This window comes from Rhodococcus sp. NPDC060176 (genome assembly GCF_042728675.1).
Classification (GTDB): domain Bacteria; phylum Actinomycetota; class Actinomycetes; order Mycobacteriales; family Mycobacteriaceae; genus Rhodococcus_F.
On sequence record NZ_JBHWYS010000004.1, the window covers coordinates 521263 to 538175 of the forward strand.

Sequence of the window (16913 nt, forward strand, 5' to 3'; positions counted from 1 at the left end):
CACCCACTGCGCATGTATTCGTAACGAGCGCAGCATTATTGGAGGTGTTCCGGCTCGTGAACGGCGAAGAAGTTCTGTGTGCCTACGAAAAGATGTTGTTGATCCGGATGATGGAGGAGCGCATCTCGGCGCTCTACAAGGGCGACACCATTCCGGGGTTCGTTCACACTTCGATAGGTCAAGAGGCGTGCGCGGTGGGGGCTCTCACTCATGCGCGGGTCAGTGACGTCATCACCTCGACGCACCGCGGGCACGGCCATGTTCTGGCAAAGGGTCTCGAGCCCGACCGGATGATGGCGGAGTTGATGGGCAAGGTCACCGGAGCCAACAACGGCCGGGGTGGCTCGATGCACGTGGCGGATCCCCGCTTGGGGATCTTCGGTGCGAACGGGATCGTGGGCGCGGGGTTGCCGATTGCCGTCGGTGCGGCTTTCGCTGCCAAGGATCGCGGTGAGGGCGATCTGGTGGTGGCGTTCTTCGGTGACGGGGCGATTGCGACCGGTGCGTTCCACGAGGCGATGAACATGGCTGCTCTGTGGAAGCTGCCGATCATCTTCCTGTGCGAGAACAACGGATTCTCGGAGTTTTCCTCGACGGTGGATCAGCATCCTGTCCCGATCTCTGCGCGCGCAGCGGGATACGGGATGAAATCGATCACGCTGGCAGGCAACGACGTCGAGGCGGTCGCCGACGGTATTCGGCCGGTGTACGAGCAGGTGCGAGGCAGCGGTGGTCCGGTGTTCGTGGAGGTCACGACTCTGCGGGTGCACGGGCACTACGAGGGCGATCCGCAGGTGTACCGCGACAAGGACGAGATGGCGCGAGACATTCTCGCGGCCGATCCACTGACGCTGACGCGTGGCCGACTCCGAGAGCTCGGCATCGGGGACGAAGTACTCGATCTGGTGGACAAGCGGGTGAGGGCGGTGGTCGCCGAGGCGGAGCGTTTCGCGCGGTCGTCGCCGCAACCGGAGGCGTCGAGCGTGATGGAGTACATCTTTTCGCCGCGTCGCATCTACCCGCCGGACCGCCTCGACGTGGGTGTCGGCGCGGGCGGCGCGGCCGTGTCGCAGTCCAAGATCCTCAAGGCGGCGCTCGACGACTCTCTGGCGGCCGATCCGGATGTGTTTCTTGCCGGCATCGACGTTGCCGGCGGAAATGTTTTCGGTCTGACCAGGGGATTGGCCGCAAAGTATCCGGGTCGAGTGCTCGATACGCCGATCTCCGAATCGGCAATCATGGGTCTTGCCGTCGGCTCCGCGATGGCGGGCCGTAGGCCCGTCGTGGAACTGATGTACCTCGACTTCCTCGGGGTGTGCCTGGATCAGTTGATGAATCAGGCGGCAAAACTTCGGTTCATGACGGGCGGCGCAGTGAGTCTGCCGTTGGTGGTGCGGACGCAGTTCGGTTCCGGCAGATCGTCGGGTGGTCAGCATTCGCAGAGTCTCGAGGCGCTGTTGGCGCACATCCCGGGACTGACTGTGCTCATGCCGAGTTCGGGCGCGGATGCATACGGGTTGTTGCGGGCAGCGATCGAGGACGACAACCCGGTCATGTTCATCGAGCATCGACTGCTGTACGAGAAGAAAAGTTTGTTGCCGAGCAAGGATTTTCGGGTTCCGATCGGAAAGGCAGCGGTGACGAGACCAGGTTCGGACGTCACCATCGTCTCGTGGTCGCGTATGGCATTGCACGCCTTGGTCGCGGCGCAGACGTTGGCAGACGAAGGGATCGATGCCGAGGTCATCGATCTACGAACGATTGCTCCGCTCGATCGGGAGACGATTCTCGAATCATTCAGTCGGACGAACCGGATGGTCATTGCCCAGGAAGCCGTCGTGGACTTCGGCGTCGGAGCCGAGATCGCAGCTATGGCGGTGGATTCCGGGTTCTATTCACTGGACGCGCCGGTAGTGCGGGTGGGAGCACGGTACGCGCCTGCGCCCTATGCGCCGGTGCTCGAACGTGAGTGGGAAGTCGGACCTGACGACATCGTTGCAGCCGTTCGGCGGGTGATGTCGTGCTGAGCGCTACCCGCCCGCGGGCAATGACCGGCGGCGGGGTGCTGCCCGAGATGCTTCTCGACGCCCTGCGTCGCGATCCCGAAGCACTGGCCCTTGTCGACGAGAGTGTGCGGTGGACTTACCAGGAATTGGTGGACGCTGCAACGAGCTTTGCAGGCGCACTGCATAAATCGGGATTCGAGCCTGGAGAAGTGGTACTCGTTCAACTGCCGAACTGGTGGGAATCCGTGGTTGCGGCCTGGGGCACGTGGCTTGCCGGCGGCATTCTCCTTCCGGTGGTCCCGATTTACCGCGCACACGAGTTGTCCTTCATCGTCGAGCAAGCTGAGCCGTCGGTGATCGTAGCCCCGCAGGAATACCGCGGATATCGTCACGTCGAGCAACTCGGGACGGTGCTCCGTGATCTGGGCCGAGAGGTTCTTCTGGTGGAGGCTCGAGGCGAAGGTGGGTTGCGACGCACAACGTTCGACGACTTCCTGGACTTCGGGATGGAGTCGAACCGGCCCGACCACCGCGCGGATCCCGACGATGTCGCCCTCGTTCTCTACACGTCGGGAACCACCTCGGCTCCGAAAGGCGTGCTTCACACACATCGGACCCTGATGGCCGAGAGTTCGAGCATGATCGCGCATTGTGGCGTGGATTCGCAGGACCGAATCTTCATGCCTTCACCGTTACCCCACATCACCGGAATTTCGTATGCGGTAGTTCTGCCGGCAGCGGCAGCCTGCTCTACCGTTCTGATGCAACGCTGGGTTCCCGAAGTGGCAGTTGCGTTGATCGAACGCGAGCAATGCACGTTCACCGTGAGCGCGACACCGTTTCTCCGTGGTCTCGCCGACGCCTACGAGAAGGGCGGATATCGACGATCTCAGCTGACCCGATTCGTGTGTGGTGGGGCCGGGATTCCGCCCGAGTTGGTGCGTCGGGCCCATCGCGTGATGGGGACGGCGGTTGTTCGCACCTACGGATCGACGGAACTTCCGACCCTCGTCATGGGTGATCCTTTCGGTGACATCGACCTGCAGGCAGAGGACGAAGGAGCTGTGATCGGCGGAAACGAATTCCGGCTCGGCGAAGACGACGAGCTGTTGGTGCGGGGCCCGGAACTGTTCGTCGGCTACGTCGACAGCTCGATCAACGAGGAATCGTTCACCGAGGACGGCTTTTTCCGGACCGGCGACGTAGCCGCCGTGGACGGACCCGGTCAGATCCGGATCACGTCACGGATCAAGGACATCATCAACCGGGGCGGAGAGAAATTCAGCGCTGCCGACATCGAGTGGGCCCTCGAGGCTCATCCCAATGTGGGAGAGGTGGCGGTGGTCGGGTATCCGGACGAGGATCTGGGGGAGCGCGCGTGCGCCTTCGTGGTTCCGGACGGTGATCCGCCAAGCGTTCGAGATCTGCGGATCTTCCTGCTGTCCGAAGGATTTGCCGTTCAGAAAGCTCCGGAGAGAGTCGAGACCGTTCCGTCGCTTCCTCGGACGGAGAGTGGGAAGGTTCAGAAGTTTCTCCTACGTCGAGCGCTAGGCTTGGGCTCCGCACAGGCGGTCCCCGAGACCTACGGAAGCGAGTTCGGACATGACGGCAACCGGCGCAAAGCCACCTCGTAAGACGGCTGAGTCGACAGCGGCTGCATCGAAGAAATCGCAACCGCGCAAGACGACTCCCCAAAAGACGACGGCACAGAAGAAGTCGGCACAGCAGAAGTCGGCGCCGGCCAAGGTGGCGGCGCGCAAACAGAAGACGGAGGACAACGGTTTGGGGACGTCGGTAGGCAAGACGGTTCGTGCCGAACGCACGAGACAGGGAATCCCGGTTCGTGAATTGGCGAGGCGGCTCGGCGTATCGCCGTCCTTCCTGTCGCAGTTCGAACTGGGGCAGAGTCAGGCCGCGGTGAACACGCTTTTTGCGATCGCGACCGAACTCAACCTGTCCTTGGACGTGCTGCTCGGCAACAGCGTCGATCCGGAACGGGAATCCGCATCCGAAACGAAGACTCACGAACCGCGGATCTCCGACTGCCTCACCTTTCGGTCGGGTGTTCGCTGGCAACGGTTGGCGAACACTCCCGCGAACCATCACGTCCAGTTCCTCCTCACGGAGTACGAGCCCGGCGCCGATTCCGCACCGGGCGATGCACCGCAGACTCATTCGGGTGACGACTACGGGTACGTGCTGGAAGGGACTCTGACGATCGACATCGACGGAATGCGTCGGCTCCTCAAGGCGGGTGAAGCGATACACCTGGTCGGGAACGTTCCCCACCGGTTGCGCAACGAGACGGACGAGACGGTCAAGGCGATCTGGTTCGTCCTGGGCTGAGTAACCGGGTGCGATGCACTGGGTGTGATGCCGCTAGGTGTGACACCGGTCTCGATTCAACTTAGGCAATCCTTTTCTTGACTAATTCCAGAAAAGCGGCATACTGGGAAACATGCGAGACGGAGAGCATGACTTCGACCCCCGAGCGCAACTGCGCGCCGTCGGGTTGAGGGTCACTGCTCCGCGCCTCGCCGTGCTGGATGCGGTTACAGCCCAACCGCATTCAGACGCCGATTCTGTTGCAGCACTCGTGCGGCAGCAGCTCGGATCGGTATCCACACAGGCCGTTTACGACGTGCTGAAGGCATGCGTGAACGCAGGATTGCTACGACGCATCGAGCCGGCGGGTTCGCCCGCCCGGTTCGAGACGAGGACTGGTGACAACCACCATCACCTCGTCTGTCGCGGCTGCGGCAAGGTCGTCGACGTCGATTGTGTTGTCGGCCAAGCTCCCTGCCTCGAACCTTCCGATAATCACGGCTTCGAAATCGACGAAGCCGAGGTCGTGTTCTGGGGCCGTTGCCAAGATTGCCTGAAGAATTCTGCCGAATCCGACACCGAGTCGGACGCGGTCTCGCAGAATCGAATTGATGCGTCCAGAACCTCCGAGTCGGCCCCCTCGCATGCAGCCCATGCGTTCGGCTCGGATGCAGCCCCGCTCCTCTGACGCCCAGCCCACAACGCTAGGAGGCTTCGCCATGACCAAGCCCACCACCAACAATTTCGGTATCGCGGTCGCAAGTGATGACGAATCGCTGACCGCGGGTATTCAGGGGCCGGTGCTCCTTCACGACCACTACCTGATCGAGAAGCTCGCGCAGTTCAACCGCGAGCGTGTCCCGGAGCGCATCGTCCACGCCAAGGGCGGCGGCGCTTTCGGTGAACTCGTCATCACACACGACGTCAGCAAGTACACCAAGGCCGCGTTCCTGCAGCCGGGTAAGAAGACCGAGTCACTCGTCCGCTTCTCCACCGTCGCCGGTGAGCAGGGCAGCCCCGACACCTGGCGCGATCCGCGCGGTTTCGCGATGAAGTTCTACACCGAAGAGGGAAACTACGACCTCGTCGGCAACAACACCCCGGTGTTCTTCATCAAGGACGCCATCAAGTTCCCCGACTTCATTCGTTCGCAGAAGCGACTCCCGGGTTCAGGTCTTCGTGACCACGACATGCAGTGGGACTTCTGGACTCTGCGCCCCGAGACCGCTCACCAGGTGACCTGGTTGATGGGTGACCGCGGTATCCCGAAGACCTGGCGCAACATGGACGGCTTCGGATCGCACACCTACCAGTGGGTCAACGCTGCGGGTGAACGCTTCTGGGTGAAGTACCACTTCAAGACCGATCAGGGCATCGAGTTCCTGACGCAGGCCGAAGCAGACAGCCTCGCCGGTAGCGATCCTGACTACCACCGCGCGGATCTGTACAACGCCATCGAGGCCGGTAATTTCCCGAGCTGGACCCTCAACGTTCAGATCATGCCGGTCGACGAGGCCGAGGGCTACCGCTTCAACCCGTTCGACCTCACCAAGGTTTGGTCCCAGAAGGACTACCCGCTGATCGAGGTCGGCAAGTGGACGCTGAACCGCAACCCGGAGAACTTCTTCGCGCAGATCGAGCAGGCGTCGTTCGAGCCGTCGAACGTGGTGCCCGGCATCGGATTCAGCCCGGACAAGATGCTTCTCGGACGCGTCTTCTCCTACGCCGACGCACATCGTTACCGCATCGGCACCAACTACGCCGACCTGCCGGTCAACGCCCCGAAGAACGAGGTGAACTCCTACTCCAAGGAGGGCGCCATGCGTTACAGCTTCAATTCCCCGTCGACGCCGGTGTACGCACCGAACTCGTACGGCGGACCGCATGCCGATCCGTCGGTTGCCGGTGACGAAGGCCTGTGGGCGTTCGACGGCAAGGCTGTGCGCGCCGGATACATCGAGCACGCCGAGGACGGCGACTTCACGCAGGCTGGAACGCTGGTCCGTGAAGTTCTCGACGACGCAGCTCGTGAGCGCCTGGTGAGCAACATCGTCGGCCACGCCCTTGCCGGCGTCAGCGAGGAAGTTCTGCTGCGTGTCTTCGAGTACTGGAAGAACGTCGACGCAGATTTGGGTAAGCGCGTCGAAGAAGGCGTACGCGCAGGTCAGTGATCCGCTGACCTGACAATCGAATAGGTGTACCGAATGCGGGCCGCTGCAAGGGAAATCGATTCCCGGCAGCGGTCCGTTTCCGTCTGCCCAACTACAGCAGCGCGAACCAGTAGACGAAGCATGCGAGAAGGAATACAACGACTGACTCCATGACGACACCCCTGTTCGACGTGCACTTCTGCTGTTCGCACCCTCCATGATCCGCTTCTCGAGCGGAGAATGCTCGGGGCACAAGTTTCGCGAACCGAGGTGTTGGGCAGTCAATTCCCATGGCAATAGGTGCGGTTCTCTTCGACATCGACGGAACGCTCGTCGATTCCAACTATCTGCATGTAGAAGCATGGTCGCGAGCGTTCTTCGAGGTAGGTCGCCCGGTTGACGCGTGGCGGGTGCATCGCAGCATCGGCATGGACGGAGACCAACTACTGGAGACGTTGCTCGGCGAAGACATCGACGGGTGCGGGCCACGGGCCAAGGAGCTTCACACCAAGTACTACCGGCAGTCGGCTGACCGCCTCCGAGTACTGCCGGGAGCACGAGAGTTGATCCGCCGAGTTCACTCGCTCGGACTGCACGTCGTGCTCGCAACTTCGGCGCCGGACGACGAACTCGAGTTGCTGCGCCGGACGCTCGACATCGACGAAATGATTTACGCCGCCACCTCTTCGGAATCCGTCGACGTGGCCAAGCCTGATCCGGACCTGATCGAGGTCGCGCTCGCGAAGGCAGGTGTCGACGCGGGAGATGCGGTCATGGTCGGAGACGCCGTCTGGGACATGAAGGCGGCGACATGGGCGGGCGTTGTGGCTGTGGGAGTGCGCAGCGGCGGCATGTCGACCGACGAACTCGAAGGCGCGGGTGCTGCTGCCGTGTACGACGACGCTCGCGATCTTCTCGACCACCTCGACGGCAGTGTGGTCTCCGAACTCGTTTCAGGCCTCGATACCAGGAGTTGATCAGTGATGGCACGATTCGGCTACACCTTGATGACCGAACAGGCCGGCCCGAAAGAACTGGTTCGCCACGCAGTTCGGGCCGAAGAAGTCGGCTTCGACTTCGAAGTGATGAGTGATCACTACTCGCCGTGGCTGACCGAGCAGGGACATGCGCCCTACGCCTGGTCGGTGCTGGGAGCAGTCGCACATGCCACCGAGCGAGTCGGCTTGATGACGTACGTGACTTGTCCGACTGTGAGGTACCACCCTGCCGTCGTCGCTCAGAAAGCCGCGACGATCCAGATCCTCGCGGACGGGCGCTTCACCCTGGGATTGGGAAGTGGCGAGAGCCTGAACGAGCATGTGGTTGGCGAGGGTTGGCCGTCCATCGACACCCGCCAGGACATGCTGCAGGAGGCGGTGAGCATCATTCGCGCACTGCTCGCCGGAGATCTGGTGAGCTGGAAGGGGGAGTACTTCGACGTCCAGTCCGCCAGGATCTGGGATCTCCCCGAGAATCCGGTTCCCCTGGCACTGGCCATGTCCGGAGACAAGTCCGTCGAGCGTTTCGGTCCGATGGCCGACGATCTGATTGCCGTGCAACCGGATTCGGAACTGGTGCACCTGTGGAAGCATGTGCACGGCCGGGCATACGGATTGGCTCCCGCAGGCCGGACCATCGGTCAGATTCCGATCTCGTGGGATCCTGATCGCGACACGGCAATCGCCCGAGCTCATCAGCAGTTCCGGTGGTTCGGCGGCGGGTGGTCCGTGAACTCCGAACTGCCGACGCCGGCGAGCTTCTCGGGCGCAACTCAGTTCGTGCGTAAAGAGGATGTAGCTGAAAGCATTCCGTGTGGTCCCGATCTTGATGTGATCGTCGAGGCGGTCAAGGCATACACGGACGCCGGATTCACCGATGTGGCACTGGTACAGATCGGTGGAGATACCCAAGACCGATTCTTCGACGAGGCGGCCAAGCCGCTGCTCGAGGCTCTGCACGTCGAATTGGGTTGATCGAGAAAATCAATCGAGTACCGCCGAGCGGGCTCTTGTCGAGTCGAGCGCTACCGCCGTGCAGCCGTGCCTGCTGCGCGACGAGGGCCAAACCCAAACCGCTTCCGGCGTCGCCCGCACCGGTACCACGAACAAATCGTTCGAACATCGCTTCCCGTTCCGACGGCGCGATCACCGTGCCGTTGTCGTCGACGAATACCGTCGCCGAACCGGTCGCAGCCCCTGATCGGACGGTGATCTCGACTTCGTCGGCGTTGCCGTGCCGAACGGAGTTGGTGACGGCGTTGGTCAACACCAGACGGATGCCCGCGGGAAAGGCCTGAACCGAAAGCTCTTCCGGCGCTTTCAAACGAACGTCGACCTGCGGGTGCAGACGGCCGGCGTCCGCGACGGCGCGATCGGCAACCTCCACCAGGTCGACGTCTGCACAGTCCTCGGGATCGGCCACCTCACCCAGGGCGAGTGTCTCCAGATCGGTCAAGGTGCGCTCGATCTGGCGCTGCGCCTCCAACAATTCGCTGGACAGTTCACGCCGTTGGCTTTCCGTGAGATCCAGTGTCGCGAGAACTTCCAGATCGGTACGCATCGACGTCAGAGGGGTGCGCAGTTCGTGGGCAGAGACGCGAGCAAAATCGCGTGCCGACTCCAACGCCTCTTCGGTGCGGCTTCGATCGCTTTCGATGCGACTGAGCATGCTGTGGATTGCTTCGGAAAGTTCTTCGGCTTCGCGCGTGCCACGTACCGACGGTGCCCGGCGCGAGAGTCCTTCGACGTCGAGGTTGTTGCCGATCGAACTGGTGGTCTCGGTCAGTTGTTGTAGGGGGCGGACGGCACGGCCCGTGAGGAACCAGCCGAGCCCGGCCGCGGCGAGAATAGCGACCACCGCCGCAGCGGCCACCTGGACCTGCTGCTCACGGATTGCCTGGGTCAGTGGGTCTTCGGGGATGCTGACGGCCAGTGCGGCACCGCTGTCACCGGGCAGCAGAACATCCCGACTGCGGACGTCGGTGGTAGCCAACGCACTGATGGTCGTGGCATTGAAGCCGGGGTCGACGACAAGTGGTTGTGTTGTTGCGGTGGGTGTTTCGATGAACGCCGGGCTCGGTGCACTTGCCGCAACTCCCAGAGTGACGGAATCGAGTGTGCGTTCGAGTTGTTCGGATCCGTTGACACGCAGGAAGACCGCGAAGGCAATTCCGATCGCGGCAATCACGATTCCAGCGGCCAGGCCTGAGGCGATGGCTACGCGGGTCTGTAGTGACAGCGGCCGCTTCATCTTTCGGCCCTCAGGACGAAGCCGACTCCGCGCACGGTGTGGACCACGCGAGGCGCCCCGTCGACCTCGAGTTTCTTGCGTAGATAGGTGACAAAGACGTCGACGACATTGGTATCGGCAGCGAAGTCGTAACCCCAGACGAGGCGCAGGAGCTGTGCCCGGCTCAGTACGATGCCGGCGTGCTCGGCGAGCACGGACAACAGATCGAATTCTCTTTTGGTGAGTTCGATTCGTTTACCGCTGATGTGTGCTCGGTGACCACGAAGATCAACGGTGAGAGGGCCGACGGTGATCGGGTGATCGAGGGTAGGGGTGGCCCGCGTCGTGCGTCGTAGCAAAGCGCGGAGTCTGGCGACCAGTTCTGCCAACTCGAAGGGTTTGGTGAGGTAGTCGTCGGCGCCCGCTTCCAGCCCCGCGATGCGGTCGCCCACGGAACTTCGGGCGCTGAGTACGCAGATCGGAACCTCGTTGCCGATCGCGCGTAGGGCGGTCACGACCCCGACGCCGTCGAGGCCGGGCATGTTGACGTCGAGAACGAGCGCGGCCGGGCATTGCTTGTTCACCGAGGACAAGGCCGATCGTCCGTCGACGGCAGTTGCCGTGTCGAAGCCCGACAATCGGAGTCCACGTTCGAGCGAATTCAGAACCTTCGCGTCGTCGTCAACGATCAGGATGCGCTCGCGTGTACTCACCCCAGCCATGGTGCCATCGGATCAAGGCCTGGGGTCCCGCTCGGAGCGAGGGCCGCCGCATTCTCATCAACTCCTAAGAAACCGACAACAGATCTGCAGTGTTGGCTTCATAACCTCGGGTTTCTCGGATGCGACCGCGCCGAGAATTCGAGAACGTTCGATCAAGGAGAACAACGATGACGCGATTGAAAGTGAACGGCAAGCGGGCCCGCCGGACCGGTGTGGTGGTGGCGTCCGTGGCGGTCCTCGGTATGGCAGTGGCGCCGGGAATCGCCTGGGCTTCCAACCCGATCTCCGATGGGTCTCCGGTGGCGGTGCGATCGATCGCGACCGCTCCAGCCGAGTTGGGTGTGGCTCCCGAAGTAGCGTGTGGTGTCGCGGCACCGATTTCCGACGAGGAGCTGCAGAAGCTCATCGACGAGGGCAAGGTCGTGCGCGCGGAGGAGGCCGGTACGGCCGCAATCACTATCGAAGTGCCGAGCGAAGCTGCGACATTCGTTGCGCGTGAAGGGGTGCCGGCGTTGCCGACCGTCGAGTGGGCTCCGACGACCGAGGGTGTTCCGGCGGAGGTGCTCGACATGGCCGGTGCCGCTCCGCTGGAGGAAGGCGTTGCCCTGTCATGCACGGTTGCCGCGGGCTGACGAGCGAAAAAAGCTCCGCATGAACCGCTTTGACCTGGAACGGTACGGCCGTACTCAACTGGGTCTGGAGGTTCGTCAAGCCTGTCGGTAGCACTTGCTACGTTCGGGGCGGTCTCGGCGAGCATGCCGGGGCCGTCGCCGACGGCGTCATGTGTGTGGTGTCTTGCTCCGGGTGCGGTACAGCCCGGCGCGGGGCGCGTTTCGAAAGGTGTTGTGTTTCATGGTCATGGGCCCCACCCACGCGATGTCCGGTGCTGCTGTGGGGTTGGTGGTTGCGGAGTTGTTGCCTCTCGACTGGGGAGGGCCCACATCCACTGCGGAAACTTTGACCTTTGCCGGGGTGTGCGCCGGAGCCGCCTTGCTTCCCGACCTCGATACCGGTCAGTCCACGGTTTCCCGATCATTCGGTCCGCTCAGCAAGACTCTGGCCAAGGGCATCGACGCAATTTCGGTGACCTTCTACCGCATTACGAAAGGCAAGAAGGACGGCAAGCGTCGTGGTGGGCATCGGACGCTCACGCATACCGCACTGTTTGCCGCGGGTCTCGGTGCCGGGGTCTCTGCGCTGGTGGTTCAGTTCGGGAAACCCGCCATCATCATCACGCTGTTCTTCTGCCTCGGGTTGGCGATCCGAGGATTGGCTGGTGAATTGGCCAAGGAGAAGGGATGGCTCGCGGTTTCTGCCGTTGCGTTGGTGCTCTCGGCCCTCACCTGGCAGTGGTATCCCAGCGAGGCCGGATCCACCGGGCTAGGTGTTGCGGTGGCACTGGGCTGCGCCACGCACTGTCTCGGCGATGCGATCACCAAGGAAGGGGTGCCGTTTCTCGCGCCCCTGATCCCGCTCGGCGGCAAACGATGGTGGGAGCAACGGCTGCCGTCATTTCTGTCCATCCGTGCAGGTGGGAACCTCGAGAAGGTTCTGATCGGGCCGGCTTTGACGGTTCTGACTGCCTGGTTGATCATCAGTGCGTTCGACGGTGCCCCGGAAGCGATCTACGCGGTCTTCGCTCCGATGGTGCAGTAAGCGTCGGAAAACTTTTATTACGGAACCACTGGCATCGTAATCATATTTGTTCTACGTTCGTCCCTGACATGAACCGAGTCGGCTGACGGAGTGAGCAGTGGTGCATCAAGCAGAGCGCAAGGCAGGGCACAGCTCGAGAGAAGACGGTGTGAGCCGGCGCGGATTTCTCGCAGCGAGTGCCGGCGCAGCTGCTCTCGCGGGTGTTTCCTGGGCGCCGGCCGGAGCAGTTCCCTGGGGCTCGGCATCGACCATTGCGCCACCGCCCGGATTTCCGTCGGACATTCCGTTGTCACAGCAGGCATACGCCAATTGGTCGCGGGAAATCATGCTCGACAGTGTGTGGACGGCGACGGCGCGTCACAGCGACGACGTCGTCACCCTCGCGAACTGGGCGTTCGACAACGGTTACACGGTGCGTGCGCGCGGAACGATGCACGGGTGGAGTCCGTTGACGGTGGTGCCCGGCGCACCTTCGGATCGAGTTCTGCTGGTCGACACGATGACGAACTTGACTTCGGTTGTGGTGCAGCACGGCACACCCGCAACAGCCACGGCGGGTGCTGGGGCCAGCATCGAAGCGATTCTGACAGCGCTCGAGCGAGAAGGGCTCGGCTGGGCCAACTCTCCGGCGATCGGTGAGCTGTCCATCGCCGGAGCGCTGGCGATCGGTGCCCACGGGGCAACCTATCCGGCGGTGGGGGAGACGATCACCCCTGGCCAGTCGTACGGGTCGTTGAGCAACCTGATCACCGAGATCACAGTGGTGGCGTGGGACGAAGGCAGTAAGCGCTACGCACTGAAGACTTTTCGCCGATCAGATGACAAGATCACGGCTTTCCTGACCCACCTGGGCCGAACCTTCGTCACCTCCGTGACGCTGCAAGCCGGGGAGAATTATCGGCTACGGTGCCAGAGTTTCACCGATATTCCGTGGCAAGAACTCTTTGCTGCTCCCGGTTCGCCAGGGCGTACCTACGAGAGTTTCGTCGAGAAATCCGGACGGGTGGAAGCGATCTGGTTCCCGTTCACCGAAACACCGTGGCTCAAGGTCTGGACGCCGACCCCGGTCAAACCGCCGGAGTCCCGAGAAGTGATCGGGCCGTACAACTACTTCTTCTCCGACGCGATTCCCGAAGAAGTCACCACCCCGTTGGGGATGGTGGCGCAGGGTCTTCAAGCTGCGACACCACTGTTCGGTGCCTCCCAGTTCGGAGCCGTAGCAGCAGGATTGGTGCTGACCGACACCGACGATCTGTGGGGTTGGTCGAAAGATGTTCTGTTCTACCTGCGGCACACAACCTTGCGCGTCGTAGGCGGTGGTGGCGCAGTGATCACCAAGCGGTCCAACATCGGCCGTGTCGTGCACGAGATGACGAGTTGGCTGAACGAACGAATGACGCACTACGCGTCGCTGGGGCGGTATCCCGTCAACATGCCGTTCGAAGTGCGTCTCTGCGGGGTCGACGACAATGGTGAAGTCCTTGTCGACAGTGCCGGCGTGCCGGATCTGTCAGCGGTGCGGCCGCGGGCGGATCGTCAGGACTGGGACACTGCCATCTGGATGAACGTGGTCTCGATTCCTGGCACGGCAGGATTGCCCGCGTTCCTTCGTGAGATGGAACGGTGGATGGTCGCGAACTACTCCGGCGATTACGCGACTTTCCGTCCGGAGTGGTCCAAGGGGTGGGCTTTCACCGATCAGGCGGCGTACCAGGACGACGAATTCCTCACCAGCACAGTGCCTGCCACCTTCCGTGCCGGTGGCGACGGGAATTGGGACTTCGCTCTCGCTACTCTCGACGAACACGACCCGCACCGTGTATTCAGCAATACGTTCCTCGACCGCGTATTGCCACCCAGCTGAATCTGCTACTGCGGGAGCGGTTTGCGCCAACGTACGTCGGTGACGCGGATACGCTGATTGTTGTCACCGTTCCAGTCGACGCTCAGTCCCTGGGCTCGGAGTGCGTCGGCTACCTGGCGCCCGACGGTCTGATCGGTGTGCGCAATCATGTGTGCCTTGGCGGTTTCGTCGCCGCCGAAGGCAGCGGCGATCAGCGCGGGATCGAGATCGTGGGCCGGACGAAACGCACTGTAGGACAAGTAGAGATCGGACGGCTCGTCGCCGAGTCGCTCCGCATCTTGCATGTGGAAGAACGTGTACGCCCACTGAGCAAAGGGATACCCGTTGTCGTCGGGTTCGGACGGCGTGCGTTCGTCGTCGATTTCGGTAGTGCCGCACTGCATGCAGCAGGTGAAGTTCATCCGGGCCACGATGCCGTTGCGTTCGAGTTCGGCGAAGGCTGCGGATACGCGCTCGAAGTCGCCGGGAGCCGTCCACTGCGTCTGCTCCACGAGTCTGTGGTCCCAGACTGCACGCACTCCCGCGTCGATCTGTCTGCCGAGTTCTTCGTTCTCGAAGCCGCCCTCGACACAGTCTCGGGCGGCTTCGCAGATTTCTTCGAACGTCGCGAAACCTGGGAGTACCAGTTCGCGTGCTTGCTCACGTACGGCGACGATGTCAGCCTCACTGAGCACCGGTGCTGACTGTCGTGACTGTGACCAGGGCAATCGCATACCGGCACCGTACTGCACCGATCCGACCGTCAGGCGACGTCGGCTGCTGCTTTCGTTTCCTCCTCGGTCGACGGGGCCGGCTTGTTCGGGATGAGCGCCGTGGCGATCAGGCCCACCACGACAAATCCGGCCGCAAGGTATCCGCCGAGTGTGATGCCGTGAGTCATCGCAGACTGGGCGGCGTCGGCAACGAAGGCAGTGCTCGGTGAGCCGGCCAGTGAGTCGATGGCGGCGCCTGCGCTGTCGGTGACTGCCCGCGTCAACTGATCAGCCTGAGCTTGGTCGACACCGGATTCGGTGAGGTCGCTGTTCAGCGTGGAATTGAGAGTGCTGAAGAACACTGTGGTGAGGACGGCGATACCCAGTGCCGATCCGAGTTGGCGGAACGCACTCTGAATGCCGGAGCCTTGACCGGCACTCTGCTCGGGAATCTCCTCGAGCACGACGTTGGTAACCTGCGCCGTCGCGAAACCTACACCGATGCCGTAGAAGAACAGCACTGCGGCGATAGTCCACCAGGGGCTGTCTGTTGCAGCGATGAATCCGAGACCGGCGAGACCGAGAGCTTCGAGAGCCAGGCCGATACGGACCAAGCCCAACGGCGAGACCTTCGATGCCAGCCCGAAGCTCGCACCACTGGCGACAAAGCTGCCGATGGCGATGGGAACCAGCGCGAGTCCGGCCTGGAGTGCGCTGTATCCGAGCGTGAACTGAAGCCAGAGAGGAAGCACCGCAACGATTCCGAACTCGCCGAGTCCGATGATCAGCGTCGCGATGTTGCCGTTGCGGAACGACGAGATGGAGAACAACCGCACGTCCATCAGCGCCCGCGACGGATCGTCACTGCGGGTGAGCATGGTTTGACGGTAGGCGAACGCACCGAGCGAGATGACGGCGAGAACCAACGCGACCAGAACCGGTGACGGTCCGCTGGACCATGAAAGTCCGAACAGATCGAAGGGTTCCTTCGTGGTCAGCCACCCGTACGTCCGTCCCTCGACGAGGCCGAAGGCCAGCAGGCCCAGGCCGGCGATGGACAGTGCCGCTCCGCTGGCGTCGATGCGTCCAGCTGTGCGCGGCGAGGGTGCGATGAACAGCACTGCGCCGATGAGAATGAGCGCAGCAAGCGGAATGTTGATCCCGAATGCCCAACGCCATGAGGCATGTTCGGCAAGCCAGCCGCCGAGCAGTGGGCCGAGGGCGGATGCAGCGCCGATGGTGGAGCCCCAGACCGCGAAGGCCTGGCCGCGGGCTTTGCCGGTGAACATCGCGTTCAGAAGCGACAGTGACGTGGGCAGGATCATGGCCGCGCCGGCGCCCTGCAGGAATCGCGCCAGGATGAGCAGGCCGCCGTTCGGTGCCAGTCCGGCCAGCAGGCTCGTTGCGCCGAACACGACGACTCCGGCGATGAAGATGCGACGGGCTCCGACCAGGTCGGCAACTCTGCCGACCAGAAGCAGGAGTGCCGCGAACACGATTGCGTAGGACTCTTGGATCCATTGAGCCTGAACGGAATTGATCCCGAGATCTTCGATGATCGAAGGGACTATGACGTTGACGATGGTGGTGTCGACGACGATCAGTGCCACGCCGAGTGCGATGGCGATCAGGCCCAGCCACTTTCGGGTGGTGGGTGAGATGTTCACGAATAAACCTCCATTGTGAAGTAACTTCACTATGAAGGTATATTTGAGGCGGTAAGTTGTCAACGTGCGCGCTGGGCTCGACCGGCCGCCGTCTGGCACAGGAAAGGTGGGATCACCGAGGTGGAGGCACCGCGCGACATCTCCGTGGAGCGGGAGCGGCTGATGGACGAATTCCGTACGTACGGTGGGACGTTCACCGAATTCAGTCATCGATTCGCGTCGTGGCTCGGCCTGCATTCCACCGACGCGACTGCCTTGATGGAAATCACGGCGGCTGAGGAGAAAGGTGCGCCACTCTCGCCTGCCCGCCTCGGCGAGCGGATCTCACTGACGTCGGGCGCAACCACCGCGTTGCTCAATCGCCTGGAAAAGGCAGGGCATATCGTCCGGACCCGCGAGAATGCAGACCGCCGCGTGGTCACGCTGCACAGCAGTGCGCATGTGCAGGATCTGGCGGACGAGTTCTTCGGGCCCCTTGCTGCGCGACTCGACGCCATGATGGCGAAGTACCCGCCCGAACTGCTCAGTCGATTCGAGGAATTTCTCGTCGACCTGCATTCCACGATGAACGAGCACCTCGAGCAGGACAACCGCTGAACAAAA

General features: G+C 62.5%; 15 protein-coding genes. 11 read left to right on the plus strand and 4 right to left on the minus strand.

From position 1 onward, the window contains the following. Window positions 1-56: 56 nt before the first annotated feature. The 7 genes from ACFWEM_RS22045 to ACFWEM_RS22075 all read left to right on the plus strand — a co-directional run bounded on the left by ACFWEM_RS22045 (window position 57) and on the right by ACFWEM_RS22075 (window position 8454). Entirely contained in the window at window positions 57-2027 is a 1971-nt protein-coding gene (locus ACFWEM_RS22045) for a thiamine pyrophosphate-dependent enzyme (protein WP_199267496.1), read from the plus strand. Beyond that, on the plus strand, window positions 2021-3640 hold the full coding sequence (locus tag ACFWEM_RS22050; protein ID WP_378504816.1) for an AMP-binding protein: 1620 nt from the start codon (window positions 2021-2023) through the stop codon (window positions 3638-3640). The genes ACFWEM_RS22045 and ACFWEM_RS22050 overlap by 7 nt, the downstream gene beginning before the upstream one ends. Beyond that, a complete protein-coding gene (locus ACFWEM_RS22055) occupies window positions 3609-4352 on the plus strand; it encodes a helix-turn-helix domain-containing protein (RefSeq protein WP_054187027.1) in 744 nt (247 codons plus the stop codon). Before ACFWEM_RS22050 ends, ACFWEM_RS22055 begins: the two co-directional genes overlap by 32 nt. A gap of 112 nt (window positions 4353-4464) precedes the next feature. Then, window positions 4465-5019, plus strand: a complete 555-nt coding sequence (locus ACFWEM_RS22060; RefSeq protein WP_378537052.1) for a Fur family transcriptional regulator — start codon at window positions 4465-4467, stop codon at window positions 5017-5019. Between the two features lie 31 nt (window positions 5020-5050). Further along, window positions 5051-6502: a catalase gene (locus ACFWEM_RS22065; protein WP_230816542.1), complete on the plus strand. Its 1452-nt coding sequence runs from the start codon at window positions 5051-5053 to the stop codon at window positions 6500-6502. A gap of 269 nt (window positions 6503-6771) precedes the next feature. Next, window positions 6772-7458, plus strand: coding sequence for an HAD family hydrolase (locus ACFWEM_RS22070; RefSeq protein WP_378445712.1), 687 nt, complete (start codon window positions 6772-6774; stop codon window positions 7456-7458). Between the two features lie 6 nt (window positions 7459-7464). Further along, window positions 7465-8454 (plus strand): LLM class F420-dependent oxidoreductase, encoded by a 990-nt coding sequence (locus ACFWEM_RS22075; protein WP_007732341.1) that lies wholly within the window; start codon window positions 7465-7467, stop codon window positions 8452-8454. Here the strand turns inward: ACFWEM_RS22075 and ACFWEM_RS22080 are convergent. Both ACFWEM_RS22080 and ACFWEM_RS22085 read right to left on the minus strand, forming a co-directional pair. Next, window positions 8351-9730 carry a sensor histidine kinase gene (locus tag ACFWEM_RS22080; RefSeq protein ID WP_378445713.1) on the minus strand — a complete coding sequence of 460 codons (1380 nt, stop codon included), beginning with the start codon at window positions 9728-9730 and terminating at the stop codon, window positions 8351-8353. The genes ACFWEM_RS22075 and ACFWEM_RS22080 overlap by 104 nt on opposite strands. Then, window positions 9727-10431, minus strand: a complete 705-nt coding sequence (locus tag ACFWEM_RS22085) for a response regulator transcription factor (RefSeq protein ID WP_378537054.1) — start codon at window positions 10429-10431, stop codon at window positions 9727-9729. Before ACFWEM_RS22085 ends, ACFWEM_RS22080 begins: the two co-directional genes overlap by 4 nt. Before the next feature lie 167 nt (window positions 10432-10598). Between ACFWEM_RS22085 and ACFWEM_RS22090 the strand changes: the two genes are divergently transcribed. The 3 genes from ACFWEM_RS22090 to ACFWEM_RS22100 all read left to right on the plus strand — a co-directional run bounded on the left by ACFWEM_RS22090 (window position 10599) and on the right by ACFWEM_RS22100 (window position 13951). After that, the gene (locus ACFWEM_RS22090; RefSeq protein WP_378537056.1) at window positions 10599-11063 is read left to right on the plus strand and encodes a light harvesting protein subunit alpha; all 465 of its coding nucleotides are present in this window, start codon (window positions 10599-10601) and stop codon (window positions 11061-11063) included. A 220-nt stretch (window positions 11064-11283) separates the two neighbouring features. Continuing rightward, on the plus strand, window positions 11284-12087 hold the full coding sequence (locus tag ACFWEM_RS22095; protein WP_378537058.1) for a metal-dependent hydrolase: 804 nt from the start codon (window positions 11284-11286) through the stop codon (window positions 12085-12087). A gap of 97 nt (window positions 12088-12184) precedes the next feature. After that, window positions 12185-13951 carry a cholesterol oxidase substrate-binding domain-containing protein gene (locus ACFWEM_RS22100; RefSeq protein ID WP_378537060.1) on the plus strand — a complete coding sequence of 589 codons (1767 nt, stop codon included), beginning with the start codon at window positions 12185-12187 and terminating at the stop codon, window positions 13949-13951. 5 nt (window positions 13952-13956) lie between these two features. On the opposite strand, the gene ACFWEM_RS22105 is transcribed toward ACFWEM_RS22100, so the two are convergent. Next, window positions 13957-14625, minus strand: a complete 669-nt coding sequence (locus ACFWEM_RS22105; protein ID WP_378537062.1) for a DUF6891 domain-containing protein — start codon at window positions 14623-14625, stop codon at window positions 13957-13959. A 68-nt stretch (window positions 14626-14693) separates the two neighbouring features. Continuing rightward, window positions 14694-16310 (minus strand): DHA2 family efflux MFS transporter permease subunit, encoded by a 1617-nt coding sequence (locus tag ACFWEM_RS22110; RefSeq protein ID WP_378537064.1) that lies wholly within the window; start codon window positions 16308-16310, stop codon window positions 14694-14696. A 120-nt stretch (window positions 16311-16430) separates the two neighbouring features. On the opposite strand from ACFWEM_RS22110, the gene ACFWEM_RS22115 reads away from it, so the two are divergent. After that, the gene (locus ACFWEM_RS22115; protein ID WP_378537066.1) at window positions 16431-16907 is read left to right on the plus strand and encodes a MarR family winged helix-turn-helix transcriptional regulator; all 477 of its coding nucleotides are present in this window, start codon (window positions 16431-16433) and stop codon (window positions 16905-16907) included. Window positions 16908-16913: the final 6 nt, after the last annotated feature.